This window comes from Streptomyces sp. NBC_01669, assembly GCF_026339735.1.
Taxonomy (GTDB): domain Bacteria; phylum Actinomycetota; class Actinomycetes; order Streptomycetales; family Streptomycetaceae; genus Streptomyces; species Streptomyces yanii.
Genome location: NZ_JAPEQG010000001.1, coordinates 5,851,822 through 5,870,508, shown reverse-complemented (window position 1 = coordinate 5,870,508; position 18,687 = coordinate 5,851,822). Strand labels below are relative to the sequence as shown.

At 70.7% G+C, this 18,687-nt stretch carries 14 protein-coding genes and 1 pseudogene; 7 read left to right on the top strand and 8 right to left on the bottom strand.

The genetic code is table 11. The annotated features are described in order from the left end of the window. The 6 genes from OG972_RS26360 to OG972_RS26335 form a co-directional block, all read right to left on the bottom strand. The gene (locus OG972_RS26360) at positions 1-3,741 is read right to left on the bottom strand and encodes an ABC transporter ATP-binding protein (RefSeq protein WP_266985432.1); all 3,741 of its coding nucleotides are present in this window, start codon (positions 3,739-3,741) and stop codon (positions 1-3) included. A 154-nt stretch (positions 3,742-3,895) separates the two neighbouring features. Beyond that, positions 3,896-4,861 carry a serine hydrolase gene (locus OG972_RS26355; RefSeq protein WP_266985430.1) on the bottom strand — a complete coding sequence of 322 codons (966 nt, stop codon included), beginning with the start codon at positions 4,859-4,861 and terminating at the stop codon, positions 3,896-3,898. Between the two features lie 143 nt (positions 4,862-5,004). Next, positions 5,005-5,331 (bottom strand): hypothetical protein, encoded by a 327-nt coding sequence (locus OG972_RS26350; protein ID WP_266985428.1) that lies wholly within the window; start codon positions 5,329-5,331, stop codon positions 5,005-5,007. A 27-nt stretch (positions 5,332-5,358) separates the two neighbouring features. After that, the gene (locus OG972_RS26345; protein WP_266985426.1) at positions 5,359-7,044 is read right to left on the bottom strand and encodes a thiamine pyrophosphate-binding protein; all 1,686 of its coding nucleotides are present in this window, start codon (positions 7,042-7,044) and stop codon (positions 5,359-5,361) included. After that, the gene (gene speB / locus OG972_RS26340) at positions 7,041-8,018 is read right to left on the bottom strand and encodes an agmatinase (protein WP_266985424.1); all 978 of its coding nucleotides are present in this window, start codon (positions 8,016-8,018) and stop codon (positions 7,041-7,043) included. Before speB ends, OG972_RS26345 begins: the two co-directional genes overlap by 4 nt. Positions 8,019-8,191: 173 nt before the next feature. Then, complete coding sequence (locus OG972_RS26335) at positions 8,192-9,658, bottom strand: sodium:solute symporter (RefSeq protein ID WP_266985422.1); 1,467 nt, start codon at positions 9,656-9,658, stop codon at positions 8,192-8,194. 117 nt (positions 9,659-9,775) lie between these two features. Between OG972_RS26335 and OG972_RS26330 the strand changes: the two genes are divergently transcribed. The 5 genes from OG972_RS26330 to OG972_RS26310 all read left to right on the top strand — a co-directional run bounded on the left by OG972_RS26330 (position 9,776) and on the right by OG972_RS26310 (position 15,445). Then, positions 9,776-11,275, top strand: coding sequence for a PucR family transcriptional regulator (locus OG972_RS26330; RefSeq protein WP_266985420.1), 1,500 nt, complete (start codon positions 9,776-9,778; stop codon positions 11,273-11,275). Between the two features lie 188 nt (positions 11,276-11,463). Further along, complete coding sequence (locus OG972_RS26325; RefSeq protein ID WP_266985418.1) at positions 11,464-12,621, top strand: acyl-CoA dehydrogenase family protein; 1,158 nt, start codon at positions 11,464-11,466, stop codon at positions 12,619-12,621. Positions 12,622-12,640: 19 nt separating this feature from the next. Further along, positions 12,641-13,516, top strand: a complete 876-nt coding sequence (gene tesB, locus OG972_RS26320) for an acyl-CoA thioesterase II (RefSeq protein ID WP_266985416.1) — start codon at positions 12,641-12,643, stop codon at positions 13,514-13,516. Positions 13,517-13,587: 71 nt separating this feature from the next. Then, positions 13,588-14,589, top strand: a complete 1,002-nt coding sequence (locus tag OG972_RS26315) for a cation diffusion facilitator family transporter (RefSeq protein WP_266985414.1) — start codon at positions 13,588-13,590, stop codon at positions 14,587-14,589. 283 nt (positions 14,590-14,872) lie between these two features. Beyond that, positions 14,873-15,445, top strand: coding sequence for a hypothetical protein (locus tag OG972_RS26310; protein ID WP_266985412.1), 573 nt, complete (start codon positions 14,873-14,875; stop codon positions 15,443-15,445). A 102-nt stretch (positions 15,446-15,547) separates the two neighbouring features. Here the strand turns inward: OG972_RS26310 and OG972_RS26305 are convergent, their stop codons facing one another. Next, positions 15,548-16,327, bottom strand: coding sequence for a phosphatase (locus OG972_RS26305; protein ID WP_266985410.1), 780 nt, complete (start codon positions 16,325-16,327; stop codon positions 15,548-15,550). A 495-nt stretch (positions 16,328-16,822) separates the two neighbouring features. Here OG972_RS26305 and OG972_RS26300 point away from each other — a divergent pair. Continuing rightward, positions 16,823-17,050 (top strand): annotated as a pseudogene (locus OG972_RS26300) (hypothetical protein); the annotation flags it as partial. A 178-nt stretch (positions 17,051-17,228) separates the two neighbouring features. After that, the gene (locus OG972_RS26295) at positions 17,229-17,816 is read left to right on the top strand and encodes a Uma2 family endonuclease (protein WP_266985408.1); all 588 of its coding nucleotides are present in this window, start codon (positions 17,229-17,231) and stop codon (positions 17,814-17,816) included. A 136-nt stretch (positions 17,817-17,952) separates the two neighbouring features. Here the strand turns inward: OG972_RS26295 and OG972_RS26290 are convergent, their stop codons facing one another. Further along, on the bottom strand, positions 17,953-18,588 hold the full coding sequence (locus tag OG972_RS26290) for a TetR/AcrR family transcriptional regulator (RefSeq protein WP_266985406.1): 636 nt from the start codon (positions 18,586-18,588) through the stop codon (positions 17,953-17,955). Positions 18,589-18,687 lie beyond the last annotated feature (99 nt).

Here is an 18,687-nt window from a genome sequence, read left to right as displayed (position 1 = left end):
TCAGACTCCCGCCCGCTCGTCCTCCCCGATGAAGGTGCGCCACAGCACGGCGTAATGCCCTTCCTTGGCGAGGAGTTCGTCATGCGTGCCGTCCTCGACGACCCGGCCGTGATCCATCACCACGACCCGGTCGGCGCGGGCGGCCGTGGTCAGCCGGTGGGCGACGACGAGGGTGGTGCGCCGGCCGGTCAACCGGTCGGTCGCCTGGTTGACCAGGGCCTCGCTGGCGAGGTCCAGGGAGGCGGTCGCCTCGTCGAGCAACAGGATGTCGGGGTCGACGAGTTCGGCGCGGGCGAGTGCGATCAGCTGGCGCTGGCCGGCCGAGAGGTTGCGGCCCCGCTCGGCGACCTCGTGCAGATAGCCGCCGTCCAGCGTGGCGATCATGTCGTGCGCACCGACCGCCCGGGCCGCCGCCTCCACCTGTGCGTCGGTGGCGTCCGGCCGCCCGTACGCGATGGCGTCCCGGACCGTACCCGCGAAGAGGTACGCCTCCTGCGGTACGACTCCGAGCCGGTGCCGGTACGCGGTGAGGTCGAGGCGACGCAGATCGGCGCCGTCCGCCGTGACCCGGCCGCCCGTCGGGTCGTAGAACCGGGCGACGAGCTTGACCAGGGTGGACTTCCCGGCACCGGTCTCCCCGACGAACGCGACGGTCTGCCCGGCCGGGATCCGCAGGTTGATGCCGGTGAGTGCCTCTTCCTCGTCGTCGCCGGAGCCGTACGCGAAGGTCACGTCCTCGAACGCGATCTCGCCGCGCAGCGACAGCACGTCCAGCGGCTCCTCGGAGTCGGCGGTGGAGGTCGGCTCCCGCAGGAGTTCCTGGATACGGCCGAGGGAGACCGTGGCCTGCTGGTAGCCGTCGAAGACCTGCGAGAGCTGCTGCACGGGCGCGAAGAAGAGGTCGATGTAGAGGAGATACGCCACGAGGGCGCCGGTGGTGAGCGTGCCGTTGTCGACGCGGCCCGCGCCGACGATCAGTACGGCGGCCGCGGCCACCGACGACAGCAGCTGCACGAACGGGAAGTAGACCGAGATCAGCCACTGGCCGCGCACCCGGGCCTCGCGGTAGTGGTCGCTGCGGTCGGCGAACCGCTCCGCGCCGTCCTTCTCGCGGCGGAACGCCTGCACGATCCGGAGCCCGGAGACGGACTCCTGGAGGTCGGCGTTGACGACGCTGATCCGCTCACGGGCCAGCTCGTACGCCTTGACGCTCTTGCGGCGGAAGAAGAACGTACCGATGACCAGCGCCGGCAGGGTCGCGAAGACGACGAGCGCCAGCTGGACGTCGAGGACGAGCAGCACGCCCATGATGCCGAAGAACGTGACGACGGAGACGAAGGCCGTGACCAGACCGGTCTGGAGGAACGTGGACAGCGCGTCCACGTCCGTCGTCATCCGGGTCATGATGCGGCCGGTGAGCTCGCGCTCGTAGTAGTCGAGACCGAGCCGCTGGAGCTGCGCGAAGATCTTCAGCCGGAGCGAGTAGAGCACCCGCTCTCCGGTGCGGCCCGTCATCCGGGTCTCGCCGATCTGCGCCGCCCACTGCACCAGCACGACGAGCAGGGCGAGCACGGACGCCGCCCAGACCGCACCGGTCGCCATCTGCGTGACGCCCTGGTCGATGCCGTGCCGGATCAGTACGGGCAGCAGCAGGCTCATGCCCGCGTCGACGGCGACGAGCGCCAGGCTGACCGCCAGCGGAAGCCCGAAGCCGCGCAGCAGCCGGCGAAGTCCGTACGACTCCTCGCGCCGGACGGCGCGTGCCTCGTCGATCCCGGGGGTGTCGGTGGCCGGAGGAAGCGCCTCGACCTGGGCGAGCAGCTCGGGCGTGGCGGGCATGCCGGCCGCGCCGGCGTCGCGGGGCTCCTCCTTGCGGACCCAGAGTCCGGGGCTGATGCCGCGCTCGGCGTCGAAATCGGCTTCCAGCTCCTCCTGGAGCGCCCGGTCGTCCTCGACGGCCGTGTCGGCCGTCACCGGCTGGTGGCCCGGGGAGGTGCCGCCCAGCTCGTCCGGGTCGGTGAGCAGACGCCGGTAGAGGGCGGAGCGGCGCTCCAGCTCCTCATGCGTGCCGATGTCGGCGAGTCGGCCCTTTTCGAGTACGGCGATGCGGTCGGCGAGTCCGAGGGTGGAGCGGCGGTGGGCGATGAGGAGGGTCGTCCGCCCCTCCATGACCTGGGCGAGGGCCTCGTGGATCTCGTGCTCGACGCGGGCGTCGACGGCGGATGTGGCGTCGTCGAGGAGGAGCAGCCGGGGGTCGGTGAGGATGGCGCGGGCGAGCGCGACGCGCTGGCGCTGGCCGCCGGAGAGGGTGAGCCCGTGCTCGCCGACCTTGGTGTCGTAGCCGTTCGGCATATCGGCGATGAACCCGTCCGCCTGGGCGGCGCGGGCGGCCTGCTCGATCTGCTCCTGGGTGGCGTCCGGGTGCCCGTACGCGATGTTGGCGCGGACCGTGTCGGAGAAGAGGAAGCTGTCCTCCGGTACGAGGCCGATGGCGGCCCGCAGCGAGTCCTGGGTGAGCTCCCGGACGTCGTGGCCGCCGACCAGGACGGCGCCGTGCGCCACGTCGTAGAAGCGGGGCAGCAGCAGGGAGACGGTGGACTTCCCGCTGCCGGAGGCGCCGACGACGGCGACGGTCTCGCCGGGTTCGATGGTGAGCGAGAACCCGTCGAGGACCGGCCGCTCGGGGTCATACCCGAACCGCACGTCGTCGAACTCGACGCTCGCCGGGGCGTCGGCGGGGAGCTCCACCGTGCCGTCCTTCATGGTCGGCTCGGTGTCGATCAGCTCGATGACACGCTCCACACCGGCGCGGGCCTGCTGCCCGACGGTGAGGACCATGGCGAGCATCCGGACCGGCCCGACGAGCTGGGCGAGGTAGGTCGAGAACGCGACGAACGTACCGAGAGTGATCTCGCCGCGAGTGGCGAGCCAGCCGCCGAGCGCCAGCATCGCGACCTGGCCGAGCGCGGGGACGGCCTGGAGGGCGGGGGTGTACCTGGAGTTCAGCCGGATCGTGCGCAGCCGCCCGGCGAACAGCTTCCGCCCGACCTCGCGCAGCTTCCCGGTCTCCTGCTCCTCCTGCCCGAACCCCTTGACGACCCGGACCCCGGAGACGGCCCCGTCGACGACTCCGGCGACGGCGGCGGCCTGCCCCTGGGCGTACCAGGTGGCGGGGAAGAGCCGGGAGCGGGAGCGGCGGGCGATGAACCAGAGCGCGGGGGCGACGGCGATCGCGACGAGGGTCAGCAGCGGCGAGAGCCACGCCATGATCACCAGGGAGATGAGGAACAGCAGCACGTTCCCGATCGTCATCGGGAGCATGAACAGCAGCCCCTGGATCAGCTGCAGGTCACTGGTGGCGCGCCCGACGACCTGCCCGGTGGACAGCTCGTCCTGCCGCTTCCCGTCGAGCCGGGTGAGCGTCCGGTACATGTCGGTGCGCAGATCGTGCTGTACGTCGAGCGCGAGCCGGCCGCCGTAGTAGCGGCGGATGTACGTCGAGATGTACACCAGCACGGCGGTGGCGATCAGGAGGCCGGTCCAGACGCCGAGGGAACGCGTGTGGTTGCCGACGACATCGTCGATGATCACCTTGGTGATCAGCGGGACGACTGCCAGCACGGCCATCCCGGCGAGCGACGAACCGAGCGCCAGCAGCACATTGCGCCGATAACGCCATGCGTAACCGCCCAGTCGCCGCGCCCAGCCCTGCTGTGCTGCGTCCGTGTCGCCGTCCGTCACCGGTGCCTCCCGTTCGACCTGCTCTACCGGAAGGCACCAACGCGATCAGCTGCGGATTTCATCCCGCCGTTACAAAGACGGTCCCATCGGAGTAGGACCGTCGTACGTCGTCCGACGGAGCGCACTGGGGGTGGGAGCGCGGCTCGGGCGCGCCCTACGACCTGGCCGTGGCCGTCAGCATCGGCACGGCAGGGGCCTCCGGCACCGCCGGGACCGCCTCCTGCGGCGTGGCCGGCGGGGCGACGGTCGCCCTGGCCACGGCGGCCGGATTCAGGTCCTTGTGGATGGCGCGGGCGACGGCCTGGATGGTGTTGATGCCGTCGTTCATCGTCTTGTTGTCCTGGGTGAGCACGGTGATGCCGTAGTCGTGCCCCTTCCCGGTGAACGCACCGATGCTGTGCACCCGCCAGCCGTGCGTGGCACGCGGCAGCCAGCCGTTCTTGACCTGGACGGTCACCCCGGACGGGGCTCCGGCGGGCGTTCCCCAGCGCTGCGAGGAGATGACCTTGCGCATCAGGCCGAGCTCGTACGCGCGCGCGTTGTCGCTGAGTACGGAGTTCCTGGCGGTCAGCAGCGTCAGCAGCCGCAGCTCGTCCTGCGCAGTGATCTGGGTCAGCCCCCAGTAGCCACCGGAGCCGGGCACGGTGTGCGTCATGCCCGCGGCCTTCAGGAACGCCTTCACCTTGGTCACGCCGAGCTGCTTCCACAGGCTGGTGGTCGCGTTGTTGTCGGACTTGGTGATCATGGCGGTGGCGAGGTTGATCTCGCGCTGCGTCAGATAGCGATTGTGCTTCTTGTTGTCCCAGAGCAGCGTCGCGAGGACGGTCGCCTTCACGACGCTCGCGGAGTCGTACGTGCTCGTGGACCGCATCGTGCAGGACGTCTTGGTGGTCCGGTCGTAGAGCGCGATCGCCGTGGTCGACCTGCGCCCCTTGAGGGCGGCGGTGATGTCGGTCGACAGCTTGGCGGCGAGTCCCGCCTTGCCGGACGTACACCTCACGGTCGGCGTCGCGGCCGCGGCGGGCGTGGCCGCGAGAGTCACGGGCGCGAGCATGCCCGCGGCGAGCGTGACGGCGAGCGTGGTGCGCGCGCGGCGGGATATACGAGGCTGGTCCGTCATGAGACGTGTCCCCCCTGAGTGATCTGTACGGTGCGCCCCCTGCACACCCGTCAGGGATGACTCACGACCGGCCGAAAAGTTGTACGCGCCGCAGCCGGAACGGCCGGATTCCGACGCGGGGACACCGGCTGCGGGATGCGTATTCAAGGGGTTCGCCGCCGATCGCGCATCGGAGACCGCCGGAGCACCTCGACGTACCTGGCCCGGGCGTGCACCGCGTCGAGCAGCAGCATGCCCTCCGGCGGGGAGAGCATGACGGCGCGGTGCCCCTCTCCGTACGGCTCCCTCTTCCGACGGGGCCCTGTGCTGAAGTTCTGGCAGAAATCGTCCGTGCAGGCACATTCCGCAAAAAGGCGAAGATCGCACGCGCAGATCGCCAGATGTCGCTCCTCCTCGTCTTCGAGAAGGGCGACCGACTCGTCCGCGAGGTCGGGGAAGACCTCGCGGACGAGGGGAGGTTCCGAGTCCATGCCCCGGGACCCTAGCGGGGCCGCGGCCTACAGATGCGTCGGCTCGAACATCTTCAGCAGTGCCGGAAGCACGACCACCGAAGGGCCGGGCTCCGCAAAGGACTTCGCCAGGTCGTCGGAGAGCGTCTCCGGGGTCGTACGGACCGCCGGTACGCCGAACGACTCGGCGAGGGCGACGAAGTCCGGGCGGGACAGTTCCGTCGCCGTGGCCTCGCCGAACGCACCCGTCATGTACTCGCGCAGGATGCCGTAGCCGCCGTCGTCGACGATCAGCCAGGTGACCGGCAGGTCGTACTGACGGGCCGTGGCCAGTTCCGCGATGGAGTACATCGCGCCGCCGTCGCCGGAGACCGCCAGGACCGGCTTCGTACGGTCGGCCGCGGCCGCGCCGAGCGCTGCCGGGAAGCCGTAGCCGAGACCGCCCGCGCCCTGCGCCGAGTGCATCGTGTTCGGGTGGCGGGCGTCGAAGGCGGACCAGGCCCAGTAGGCGAGGATCGTCATGTCCCAGAAGCTGGGGGACGTGTCGGGCAGTGCCTCGCGGACCGAGGCGATGAGCTGCTGCTCCAGCGTGAGGTCCTGGCCTGCGATCCGTGTCCGTACTGCGTCGAGGACCGTTCGCACGCGGTCCGCAGCCGCCTCGTCCTCACGGCGGTCGACCGCTTCGACGAGGTCGGCGAGGGCCTCGCGGGCGTCGGCGTGGATGCCGAGCGCGGGATGGTTGGACTCCAGCTTCCCGGCGTCCGCCTCGATCTGGATGACCCGGCCGCGCGGGTTGAACGTGTGGTAGTTCGAGGAGAGTTCGCCGAGCCCGGAGCCGATGACCAGCAGGACGTCCGCCGCTTCGAGGAAGTCCGTCGTGTGGCGGTCCTCCAGCCAGGACTGGAGCGAGAGGGGGTGCTCCCAGGGGAACGCTCCCTTGCCGCCGAAGGTGGTGACGACCGGGGCGTCGATCTTCTCCGCGAGGGCGAGCAGCTTGCCGGACGCGTCGGAGCGTACGACTCCGCCGCCCGCGATGATCGCCGGACGTTCGGCGTTCGACAGCAGGTGCGCTGCCACGGCGGTCAGTTCGGGACGCGGGTGCAGGGGGCGCGGGGTGGCGTCCATCGCCGTGACGGCGGGCAGGGTGGTCTCGGCCAGGAGTACGTCCTGCGGGATCTCGATCCAGACCGGCCCGTGCGGGGCCGTCAGCGCGGACTCCCACGCGGCGGCGATCGCGGACGGGATCTGCGACGCCGTACGGACCGTGTGGACCGACTTCACGATGTCGCGGAACGACGCCTTCTGGTCTCGGAGTTCGTGCAGATAGCCGTGGCGGCCGCCGCCCAGACCCGCGGTCGGGATCTGGCTGGAGATGGCCAGTACGGGGGCGGACGCGGCCGCCGCCTCCTGGAGCGCGGCGAGGGAGGTGAGCGCGCCCGGCCCGGTGGAGAGCAGCAGCGGCGCCACTTCGCCGGTGATCCGGCCGTACGCGTCGGCGGCGAAGCCCGCGTTGTTCTCGACGCGCAGCCCGACGTACGAGAGGGAGGAGCGGCGCAGCGCGTCGAACATGCCCAGCGCGTGCTGACCGGGCAGCCCGAAGACGGTGGTCGCGCCGAGGCCCTGGAGGGTCTCGACGACGAGGTCACCGCCGTTGCGCCCGGCGGCCGGGTTCAGTGCGGCCGCGATCTGCTCGGGGGTGAGCTGCGGGCGCTCGTCGTGGTGGTCGTGGGTCACTTGCCCTGAGTCCCCTTCGCCGCAGCGATCTGACGGGACATGATCGTCGTCAGCTCGTACGCGGTGTGGGAGGCGGCGACGGAGGTGATCTCCGCATGGTCGTACGCGGGGGCCACCTCGACCAGGTCGGCGGAGACCAGGTTGCAGGAGGACAGGCCGCGGACGATCTCGAGGAGCTCGCGGGAGGTGAGGCCGCCCGCCTCGGGGGTGCCGGTGCCGGGCGCGTGCGCCGGGTCCAGGACGTCGATGTCGATGGAGATGTACAGCGGGCGGTCGCCGATGCGCTGGCGCAGCTGGTCGGCGATCTCGTCGACGCCGCGGCGCATGACGTCGGCGGAGGTGACGATGCCGAAGCCCATCTTGGCGTCGTCGTCGAGGTCCTGCTTGCCGTACAGCGGGCCGCGGGTACCGACGTGGGAGAGCGCGGACGTGTCGAGGATGCCCTCCTCGACGGCCCGGCGGAACGGGGTGCCGTGGGTGTACTCGGCGCCGAAGTAGGTGTCCCACGTGTCGAGGTGGGCGTCGAAGTGGAGCAGGGCGACCGGGCCGTGCTTCTTCGCGACGGAGCGCAGCAGCGGGAGCGCGATGGTGTGGTCGCCGCCGAGCGTCATCATGCGGGCGCCGGTGCCGAGGAGGTCGTCGGCCGCGGCTTCGATCGTCTCGACCGCCTCGTTGATGTTGAACGGGTTGGCGGCGATGTCACCGGCGTCGGCGACCTGCGCGAGGGCGAACGGCGACGCGTCCTGCGCCGGGTTGTAGGGGCGCAGCAGGCGCGACGCCTCACGGATCGCGTTGCCACCGAAGCGGGCGCCGGGGCGGTAGGAGACACCTGTGTCGAAAGGCACGCCGACGACGGCGACATCGGCGGTGCCGACCTCGTCGAGCCGGGGCAGCCGCGCGAACGTCGCGGGACCGGCGTACCGCGGGACGCGGGAGGAGTCGACGGGGCCGCGCGGCGTTTCGTTGCTGCTCATGTGGAGTGCCTTTCTTCGGGCGATGCGGGTGGTGCACGCTTCGTGGGCGTTCGTTCGGTATTCAGTGTGCGGGGTGCGGTGGAGTGCGAGTGCGGGCCCCCACGGCAACGGCTCCGTCCTCAACCGCCGGACGGGCCAGAAATTCAAGCCCGTCCGGCGATTGAGGACACGTATTAGACGGTGACCGGGTCCGGGGCAGACTCCGTGGGCTCGGAGCCCTTCCCCGCCAGCCTCTCGCGCCAGGCTGTGAGCACCGCCGCGTCGGTCGGCTTCGTGGCCAGGGACACGATCACGTACACCGCGAGCGAGGACAGCAGCCCGTAGTAGACCGGCTCGTTGGCGAGGATTCCGTACGACGCCATCAGACCGATCACCGCGAGGCCACCGACGGACACCGCGGCCAGCGCACCGGCGGCCGTGCCGCGACGCCACAGCAGACCACCGAGGATCGGCACGAGCAGCCCGCCGACGAGCAGGTTGTACGCGACGGTCAGGGCCTCGACGACGTTGTTGAGGGCGATGGCGATGGCGATGACGGCCACACCCATGATGAGGATGAAGGCCCGGTTGCCCTTCACCTCGTCGTGCTCCTCGCCGCTGTTCCGGGTCACCGCGCCCCGCAGCCTCGACCAGATGTCGTTGTTGGCGACGGTGGCGCAGGCGATCAGCGCACCGGACGACGTCGACATCACCGCGGCGAGTGCGGCGGCCAGCACCAGTCCGCGCACACCCACCGGCAGTTCGTCCTTGACGATGGTCGCGAAGGCCGCGTCCGCGCTGGGCAGCTTCGGGTACATGACCTTGGCGGCGGTGCCGATGACGGCTCCGGCGATCGCGTACACCAGGCAGTACGTACCGGCGACGGTGCCGCCCCAGCGTGCGGTGCGGTCGGTGCGCGCGGTGAACACGCGCTGCCAGATGTCCTGGCCGATCAGCATGCCGAAGGTGTAGATCAACACGTAGGTGAAGATCGTCTCACCACCGATGCCCAGCGGGTCGAAGTACTCGGTGGGCAGCTTCGCCTTCATCTCGCTGAAGCCGCCGGCCTTGATGACGGCGATCGGCAGGAGCAGCAGCAGGACGCCGATCGTCTTGACGACGAACTGCACCATGTCCGTGAGCGTGATCGACCACATGCCGCCGAGCGTCGAGTACGCGACGACGATGGCGCCGCCGAGGATGATCGCGACGGTGCGGTTCATGTCGAAGAGGACGTCGAAGATGGTGGCGTACGCGATGGTCGAGGTGACCGCGAGCATCAGCGTGTACGCCCACATGACGACACCGGAGATGAGTCCGGCCCGGCCGCCGTAGCGCAGGTCGAGCATCTCGGAGACCGTGTAGACCTTCAGCCGGGCGATGCGCGCCGAGAAGAAGACGGACAGGGCGAGCAGCCCGAGGCCGATGGTGAAGACCATCCAGGCGCCGGAGAGTCCGTACTGGTATCCGAGGCCGACGCCGCCGATGGTGGAGGCACCGCCGAGGACGATCGCGGCCATGGTCCCGGAGTACATCCAGGGGCCGAGGCGGCGGCCCGCCACCAGGAATTCGCTCTTGGACTTGGCGCGGCGCATGCCCCACCAGCCCATCGCGAGCATGCCGGCCAGATAGACGATGATCACTGCGTAGTCGACAGCCATGGGCTTACCTCCGTCTCAGTCACTTCGCGAAATGTTGCGGGTATGTGTTTCGTGAAGACGGTAGGTGGCCCATAGGCGGCGCTGAAGTGTACGTTTCATCCATTCTCGTCGTAGCCAATGGATGGACCATCCATGCCGGACAATCCCACCGAGCGCCATTCCCCCACCGGATCCGCTCCCCCCACCCCGCCCATCCCGCTCGCCGAGCTGCTCGCCCGCGAGGAGCTCGGGCTGCGCCGGATCGCGGGGCCGGACCACGCGGACCTGTTGTGGGTGCACACCTCGGAGATGGCCGACCCGTACCCGTATCTGCTCGGCGGTGAGCTGCTGCTGAGCGCCGGGGTGCTGCTCAAGGACCCGGACACCTATGTCGCCCGTCTGATGGAGGCGGGGGCGGCGGCGCTCGGTTTCGGGGTCACGCCGGTGCACGACGCCGTGCCGCAGGCGCTGATCGAGGCGTGCGACCGGCACGGGCTGCCCCTGGTGGAGGTGCCGCCCGAGACCCCGTTCACCGCGATCGCCCGAGCGGTGTGGCGCCTGATGGCCGAGGCCCGGCACCGGGAGCTGCGCCGGGTGACGCGCGCCCAGCAGGCCCTGGCCACGGCGGCGGCCCGGCCGGATCCGGTCCCCGCGGTGCTGCACCAGCTCGCCGCCCAGCTGTCGGGGCGGGCGGTCCTGCTCTCCGCGGCCGGCGAGGAGCTGCATGCGGCGGGCCGCCGCCCACCCCCCGAGGTGCGGGCGGCGCTGACCCGGCTGACCCGCGTGGTCTCCCCCGCCGCGCCTGCCGCCTCCCCGGCCCCCACGTCCGCGACCGACGCCGTCGGCGACACGCATCTCTTCGCGTACGCGCTCGGCGGCGGCCAGGGGCTCGTCCTGGCGCTGTCGACGGGGCGGCGCGAGGCGGGCGACCACACGGTCACCGGGATCGCGGTCGTCCTTCTCTCCCTGCTGGCCGCCCCGCACCAGGGCGCCGACGCCGCGGGCCGGTCGGCGGCACTGGTGCGGATGCTGCTGGGCGCGGACCCGGCGGACGTCGCCCCGCTGCTCGGCGGCGCCGAACTCTGGACGGTGGTGCATGCCCGGCGCAGCGGTGGCGGCCCCGTCGACCCGCTGACCGCCGGGGCGCTGGGGGCCGCGCTGGGATCGGCGCTGGTCGACGCGGGCCGGGGCGGCGACGCGGTCAAGGTCCTGGTCCCGGGTGGCGAGCGGGTCACCCCGCAGCCCGGCTGGACACTCGGCACCTCCGCCCCCGTCTCCATCACCGCGCTGGACCTCGCCGACGGCCAGGCGGCCCGCGCCCTGGGCCGGGCCGTAGCCACCCGCACCCCGCTGGCCCACCACCACACCGACACCGGGCAGGGCCTGGCCGCGCTCGTCCCGCCCGCCGAGGCGGAGGCGCACGCCCGCACCCTGCTCGCCCCGCTCACCCCCACGCTCGCGGAGACGCTCCGCTGCTGGCTGGGTCTGCACGGCAGTTGGGACCGGACGGCGGTGGCGCTGCAGGTCCACCGCAACACGGTCCGCCAGCGCATCGCCCGCTGCGCGACGCTGCTGGACGCGGACCTCGACGACATGGACGTACGGACGGAGCTGTGGTTCGCGCTGCGGCGCCAGTGACTGCGTGCCGCGGTTCATGCGGAGGCGCCCGGCGACGTCGGGCTGTGATGTGGGCGACCACCGCCGGAGAACTCTGGACAGCTTCAGTGACCGCCGGGTAACTTTTGACCAGAACTGAGCAAGCGCTTAGCCATCCCGCTGGCCGATGCTCGCCCGAAGCTGATCGAAGCCGACAGAGGAGGCACTCCGTGCGCCGTACGGTATTCAACGAGGACCACGAGGCGTTCCGGGAGACCATCCGCGCCTTCATTGCGGCCGAGGTAGTCCCCGTCTACGACGAGTGGTTCGCCGCCGGCCAGGCGCCGCGCGAGTTCTACCACAAGCTCGGCGAGCTGGGCGTCTTCGGCATCGAGGTGGACGAGGAGTACGGCGGCGCCGGCATCGACTCGCACAAGTACGAGGCCGTCATCTACGAGGAGACCGCACGCGCCGGCGTGTCCTTCGGCGGCTCGGGTGTGCACACCCTGCTCGGCCTGCCGTACATCAAGATGCTCGCCACCGACGAGCAGAAGAAGCGCTGGCTGCCGAAGTTCACCACCGGCGAGGAGATGTGGGCCCTCGCGATGACCGAGCCGGGCACCGGCTCCGACGTCGCGGGCATGAAGACCACCGCCAAGCTCTCCGAGGACGGCACGCACTACGTCCTCAACGGCGCCAAGACGTTCATCACCGGTGGTGTGCATGCCGACCGCGTGATCGTGTGCGCCCGTACGTCCGCGCCCCGCGAGGACGACCGCCGCTTCGGCATCTCCCTGTTCGCCGTGGACACCAAGTCGGCGGGCTACTCCGTCGGCCGCAAGCTGGACAAGCTCGGCCTGAAGGTCTCCGACACCGCCGAGCTGGCCTTCGTCGACGTCAAGGTCCCCGTCGAGGACCTGCTCGGCGAGGAGAACAAGGGCTTCGGCTACCTCGGCACCAACCTGGCGTCCGAGCGCTGGGGCATAGCCTTCGGCGCGTACGCGCAGGCCGCTGCCGCCGTCCGGTTCGCCAAGAGCTACGTGCAGGACCGCACGGTCTTCGGCAAGACCGTCGCCTCGTTCCAGAACACCAAGTTCGAACTGGCCGCCTGCCAGGCCGAGGTGGACGCGGCCCAGGCCGTCGCCGACCGCGCGCTGGAGGCCCTCGACGCCGGTGAGCTGACCGCCGCCGAGGCCGCCTCCGCGAAGCTGTTCTGCACCGAGGTCGCGCACCGCGTGATCGACCGCTGCCTCCAGCTGCACGGTGGCTACGGCTTCATGAACGAGTACCCGATCGCCCGCCTGTACGCGGACAACCGGGTCAACCGCATCTACGGCGGCACCAGCGAGGTCATGAAGTCGATCATCGCCAAGTCCATGGGCCTGTAGAACGGTTACGTTCTTCTCCATGAGCGCAGCACTTGAATCCCTGCTCGATCTGCTCGACCTGGAGCAGATCGAGCGGGACATCTTCCGGGGCACGAGCCGTTCGGCGGTCGTGCCCCGGGTCTTCGGCGGCCAGGTCGCGGCCCAGGCACTCGTTGCCGCGGGCCGCACCGTCCCCGCGGACCGCACGGCCCACTCCTTGCACTCCTACTTCCTGCGGATGGGCGACCCGGGCGCGCCGATCGTCTACAGCGTCGACCGGATCCGCGACGGCCGCTCCTTCACCACCCGCCGGGTGGTGGCCGTCCAGCACGGGCAGCCGATCTTCCACCTCTCGGCGTCCTTCCAGACGTACGAGGAGGGCCTGGAGCACCAGGCGGACATGCCGCCCGCTCCCGACCCGGAGACGCTGCCCACGGCGGAGCAGATGCTCCCGCGGTACGCGGACGCGTTCACCGACCCGGGTGTCATGGACCGGCTGCTGGAGGCGCGGGCCGCGGTCGACCTGCGCTATGTCGGCGCCCCGCCGTTCGCCAACGTCGGCACGCCGCAGGAGCCCCGCTCCCAGGTGTGGTTCCGCACCAACGGCAAGCTCGCGGACGACCCGCTGCTGCACGTCTGCATGGCTACGTACGTCTCCGACATGACGCTGCTCGACTCGGTGCTGCTCGCGCACGGGCGCGGCGGCTGGACGGTCGGCGACGTGGTCGGCGCGAGCCTGGACCACGCGATGTGGTTCCACCGGCCGTTCCGGGCCGACGAATGGCTGCTGTACGACCAGGAGTCGCCGTCCGCGTCCGGCGGGCGCGGGCTCGGCCAGGCCCGCATCTACACGCAGGACGGCCGGCTGGCGATCACCGTCATCCAGGAGGGTGTGGTCCGGGTCCCGCGGGACTGAGACCGGTCGACACTTGGGGGTGCGACCGTCTGGGCAGGCCGCGGCCCGCCCCCTCATGGATACTCCCCACCATGAGCGCCGAGAACAGCACCAGCCGCAGCGCGACCGGTGGGGAGTCCACGTTCACGGTCGTCGTCGCGGCGATCGCCAACCTCGGTATCGCCGTGGCGAAGGCGATCGCGGGGCTGATCAGCGGATCGAGCGCGATGCTCTCCGAGGCGGCGCACTCGGTCGCCGACACCGTCACCGAGGTCCTGCTGCTCACCGCGCTCAAGCGCAGCGAGAAGCCCGCCGACGAGGAACACCCGCTGGGCTACGGCCCCGAGCGCTACATTTGGGCGCTGCTCGCCTCGGTCGCCACGTTCGTCGGCGGCGCGGTGTTCGCCATCTACGACGGCATCCACACGCTCGTCCGGGGCGAGGAACTCGGCGACCCGCTGGTCTCGTACATCGTGCTGGCCGTCGCGTTCGTCCTGGAGGGCTACTCCCTGCGCACAGGCCTGCGCCAGGTCCGCGGTGAGGCCGCCCGTCTGGGCGCACCCACCACCCACTACTTGCGCCACACGCCCGACACCGCGGTCAAGGCGGTTGTGATGGAGGACTCGGCGGCCCTGGCCGGCCTGCTCCTCGCCGCGGGCGGCCTTCTCGGCGGCACGCTCTCCGGCTCGGGCGTCTGGGACGGCATCGCGTCGATCCTGATCGGCGCCCTGCTGGTGTACGTGGCCTGGGTGCTGGGCCGCTCCAACGCCCAGCTGCTGATCGGCCGCCCGGTGCCGAAGGAGATGCGGGAGGGGGTCCGCGAGGAGCTTCTCTCCGTACCGCACATCATCGAAGTCCTGGAGCTCACCACCCTGATCCAGGGACCGACGGAGATTCTCGTCGCCGCGAAGATCGACTTCCGGGACGCGTCGACCGCGGAGCAGATCGAGTGGGCGTGCGAGGAGGCGGAGGAGCAGCTGCAGGAGCGGTATCCGGCGATCCGCCGGGTGTATCTGGACCCGACGCCGGGGCTGGGGCAGCAGCGACGGGCAGGCCGACCGGGGGCGGGGCCGGATACCGGTACGGGGGCCTGATACGGCGACGGCCGGGCAGCGTGCCCGCACGGCGCTGGAGGGACCGGCGGTGAAGCTGCTCAGGGCCGGGCAACGGCGCGGCTGCGGCCGGAGGGGTCCGGAAAGTCCAGAAGCCCCCCTCCCACCGGCCATCGGCCATGGCCCCAGGGTGTGTGCGAACAGTCGGAACGGCGTCTTGACTGCGGGACCACATTGACGCGGAGCAGAAATTAGGTAAGCCTTACCTCGCTTTTATGTGGGTCTTGTGCAGACCCACGTCCGCACTCTCCTCGGAGCTCCTCACATGCTGTCCCCCGCCGCCGCCTCGGTGCCCGCCAGAACGCCCTCCCGTCCTCTCCGCCTGTACGACTCATGGTGGACCGCGGCGGCAGCCGGCCTGGTGGCGATGATCGTGCTGACGGCGGGGCTGTGGTGCTCCCTCCATGTGCGCACCGACCAGACGCTGCACACCGCCGTGCTCTTCGTCCACCTCGCCTCGCTGGTGCTCGGCTTCGGCGCGGTGCTCTCCGCCGACTACTACGGCCTGCTGTGGGCCACCGGCCGCTGCCCGCTCGGTGAGGTCATAGCCGCCACGTCCCGGCTCCACGTGCCGATCTGGGCCGGTCTCTGCGGGCTGGTCGCAAGCGGGCTCATGCTCCAGCCCGACCTGCACTCGCTGCTGACCCAGACAAAGATCGCGCTGGTCGCCCTGCTCACCCTCAACGGCCTCCAGGCGGGCCTCCTCGGTCGCCGCCTCGCCGAGGCCACCGAGCCGATCGGCCGGGGCATGACGGCCTGGGGAGGCGCCACGGCGCTCCTGTCCCAGGCCTGCTGGTGGGGCGCGGTGGCGATCGGCTTCCTCAACACGAACCGCTGACCCGCCCGGACTGTTGTGACGCTCCGTCCGCCTCCGCAATGTCCGCAGGGCAAAGCACCTCACAGCTGTCGGTCCGGATCGGCCCCGTGCCGTCCGTACGCATCAGAGCAGCCCGGCCGCGTCCAGCAGATAGTCCGTCACCGGGTCGTAGAACCGTGGGTCGAGCACGTGATCGTCCAGCGGCACCACCACCTGCAGGGTGCCCTCCGCCTCACCCAGGAAGAGCGCCGGGTCGTTGCAGTCCGCGTACCCGACCGCGTCGAGCCCCCGCTGCCCCGCGCACCCCGCCCACCCGTGGTCGGCGACGACCAGGTCTGGCAGCGGCCGCCCCTCGCGCTCAAGACCGTCCAGGATCGCCGCCATCGGCGCCGGTGAGTGCGTGTGCCACAGCGTCGCCCCGCGCTCCATCACGGCCACATCGGCGAACTGGAAGACCATGCCCTCGTCCGCCATCAGCCCGGAGGGAATCCGCACGATCTCGCATCCGGCGCCGCGCAGCGCATCCGCGGTCTGCCGGTGCACATCCAGCAGCCCACCCGGATGCCCGGTCGCGAACAACACCCGCTCCGCCCCGGCCGCCGCCTTGCGCAACCGGGCCGCCATGCGCTCCAGCGCGTCGACGGTCAGCTCGGGATCGATGGTGTCCTGCCCGTGCCGGTGCTCCGGATCATCATTGACCCCACAGCGCTCGGCCATCACGGCGAGCACGTCCTGCTCATCGGCCCACCGGTTGCCGAGCTCCAGCCCCAGCCAGTAGTGGCGGTCCCCGTTGGCGAGCCTGCGGTAGTGGGTGAGGTTGTTGTCACGGGGGGTGGCGACGTCTCCGGCGATACGCGTGCGGACGAGGTGTTCGACGAGGGCGGCGCGGCTGGGTATCGGCATGAACCCATTGTGCCGTCAGGTGTGCGCAGTGTGCCGGGTGTCTTGCACGGCGGACACGGAGGGGCGGGAGGCACTGCCCCCTTCGGACCGGCACGCAGCGGTCCGATCCCGGCACTCCGCCGTGGAGTGATGCTCCCGCCGCCCGATGGGGCGTGGCGCGGGGCCGTTCTCCCCGTACCACCGTGCGGATGGATGTGCCTCCCACCGGATCGCGACTGTCGCGACCCGGTGGCCCGCGACCCGGTGGGTCAGGACCCGGGCGGTCGCGACGCGGTGTGTCACGCCGTCACATGCTTTTGATCCCTTGGGGAATTCCCCACCCCACCCCACCCCGCCTCCCGCCACCCACAAGGGTGAGGTTTGCCAACTGGGCTGGATTTCGGTCTGGTTGGCAGGCATATGCTCGCCGCAACAACCCCAGACATGCGTCGGCCCCCGGCCGGGACTCGCAATCCCGATCGGGGGCCTGACCACCGAGGAAGTTAGGGCTTCCCGATGGATACCCAGCACCTTAGCGCGCGCTCGCGCGCCACGGCAGGCGATCGCCGTCCTGCCACCCCTTCCGGTGTCATTCACGTCAACACCCGCCACACCAACCGCTACACCGTCATCGGCAACCATCTCGCCCAGCACCGAGAGATGTCGCTGGTGGCGATCGGGCTGGCCGTGCACATCCAGTCGCTGCCCGCCGGGGCCAAGATCGGCATCAAGTTCCTCGCCGCCCCGGCCCGGGAAGCCGTACGGCGCCCGGACCCGCTGCAGAACTGCGACGGGTGCGACCGCGCCTTCCGGGCGCCGCAGCCCGGCGAGTGCCACGACTGCCGATCCGACCTGCAGGAGGCCGCCTAGCATGAACGTGACGACCCTTGCCCCTGGGTACGGACGACGAGGAGCGAGCACGATGACCATCGCCCCGGACGACGCACGGCGAGACGCCCGCCTGTACCAGATCATGCGGGACTTCGTCTCATCCATGGACGACACCCTTCCCGGCAAATTCGAGATCACCAAGGAAGGGATCGTCCACGACATGATGTCGCCCGCGAGGCCGCACGAACTCACCACGCTGCGTGTACGGAAACGCCTGGAGAAGGTCCTGCCGGAAGAGCTGGTGGCCCACACGGGGACCCCGGACGTGGAAGACGCGCCCGAGGGCATCATGCGTCACCCCGACGTCATGGTGATCGCCGAGGCGGACATGGAGGGCGAGGGTTCCTTCGAGCCCCGCACGCTCATCGCCGCCGTCGAAGTCGTCTCACGGTCCAACCCGGACAACGACTGGGTGAGCAAGATGCGGGACTACCCGCTTCTGGGCATCCCCCTCTACGTGATCTTCGATCCGCGTACCGGCTCGGGGGCCGTGCTCTCCGACATCCACCCCACGCCGAACGGGCCGCGCTACGCCACCCGCAAGGACTTCCTGTACGGCGAGGACATCACCATCGGCGAGTGGACCATCTCGACCGAGAACCTGCCGCGGTACGCGTAGCGCACCGCGGCCTGCCCGGCCTGCCCGGCCGGCACGATCTGCGCAGGTCGGCGTTGAGCGACCGCTCCCGATCGCCGCTGGTGCTGCGGAGGCAAACGTTCACCGGGTTGCTCGGCCTGCAGCCACGCTTTTGTCCTCAATCGCCGGACGGGCTTGCAGATACTGAGGACGAACCGCCCGCCGCCGCGAACGCCCCCCGCGCCAGCCGGTGCAGCAGCGCCGCCGTCGCCGTGCGGCCCGGCAGGGCGCCGGGGCGGCCCAGGTGCGGGGTCGAGTTGAGCAGGCCGAAGACCGCGTGGACGGTGGCGCGGGCCTCGCTCTCGGGGAGGAGCGGATAGAGGGCGCTGACCACCTCGACCCACAGCTCCACGTACTGCCGCTGGAGCTGCCGCACGCGCTTGCGGTCGCTGTCCCGGAGGCGGTCCAGCTCGCGGTCGTGCAGGGTGATCAGGGGGCGGTCGTCCAGGGCGAAGTCGATGTGGCCCTCGATGAGCGCGTCCAGCAGGGCCTCCGGGGAGCCGTCGCCGGAGCGCGCGTCCTCCGTGACGCGGAGCCTTCCGCCGGCCAGGAGGCGCTCACTGATGCCGACCAGCAGCTCGGCGAGCATCGCGTCCTTGCCGGGGAAGTGGCGGTAGAGGCCGGGGCCGCTGATCCCCACGGCTGCGCCTATCTCGTCGACGCCCACACCATGGAAGCCGCGCTCGGCGAAGAGGCGGGCAGCCTCCTTGAGGATCTGCTCGCGGCGCGTCGGGGCATCCGTCCTGGTGGTCATGGATTCGATTCTAGACAGTGGCGTTAGCGAGCGTTAACCTGAAGGAAACGTGTTAACGCTCATTAACCGGATCGGCGGACCGGCCGACCGGGCAAGGGG

Coding starts and splice junctions, on each gene's coding strand:
- OG972_RS26355 (WP_266985430.1), bottom strand. CDS start 4,861: ATGACGGACCAGCCTCGTATATCCCGCCGCGCGCGCACCACGCTCGCC.
- OG972_RS26350 (WP_266985428.1), bottom strand. CDS start 5,331: ATGGACTCGGAACCTCCCCTCGTCCGCGAGGTCTTCCCCGACCTCGCG.
- speB (WP_266985424.1), bottom strand. CDS start 8,018: ATGAGCAGCAACGAAACGCCGCGCGGCCCCGTCGACTCCTCCCGCGTC.
- OG972_RS26335 (WP_266985422.1), bottom strand. CDS start 9,658: ATGGCTGTCGACTACGCAGTGATCATCGTCTATCTGGCCGGCATGCTC.
- OG972_RS26330 (WP_266985420.1), top strand. CDS start 9,776: ATGGATGGACCATCCATGCCGGACAATCCCACCGAGCGCCATTCCCCC.
- tesB (WP_266985416.1), top strand. CDS start 12,641: ATGAGCGCAGCACTTGAATCCCTGCTCGATCTGCTCGACCTGGAGCAG.
- OG972_RS26315 (WP_266985414.1), top strand. CDS start 13,588: ATGAGCGCCGAGAACAGCACCAGCCGCAGCGCGACCGGTGGGGAGTCC.
- OG972_RS26310 (WP_266985412.1), top strand. CDS start 14,873: ATGCTGTCCCCCGCCGCCGCCTCGGTGCCCGCCAGAACGCCCTCCCGT.
- OG972_RS26305 (WP_266985410.1), bottom strand. CDS start 16,327: ATGCCGATACCCAGCCGCGCCGCCCTCGTCGAACACCTCGTCCGCACG.
- OG972_RS26295 (WP_266985408.1), top strand. CDS start 17,229: ATGACCATCGCCCCGGACGACGCACGGCGAGACGCCCGCCTGTACCAG.
- OG972_RS26290 (WP_266985406.1), bottom strand. CDS start 18,588: ATGACCACCAGGACGGATGCCCCGACGCGCCGCGAGCAGATCCTCAAG.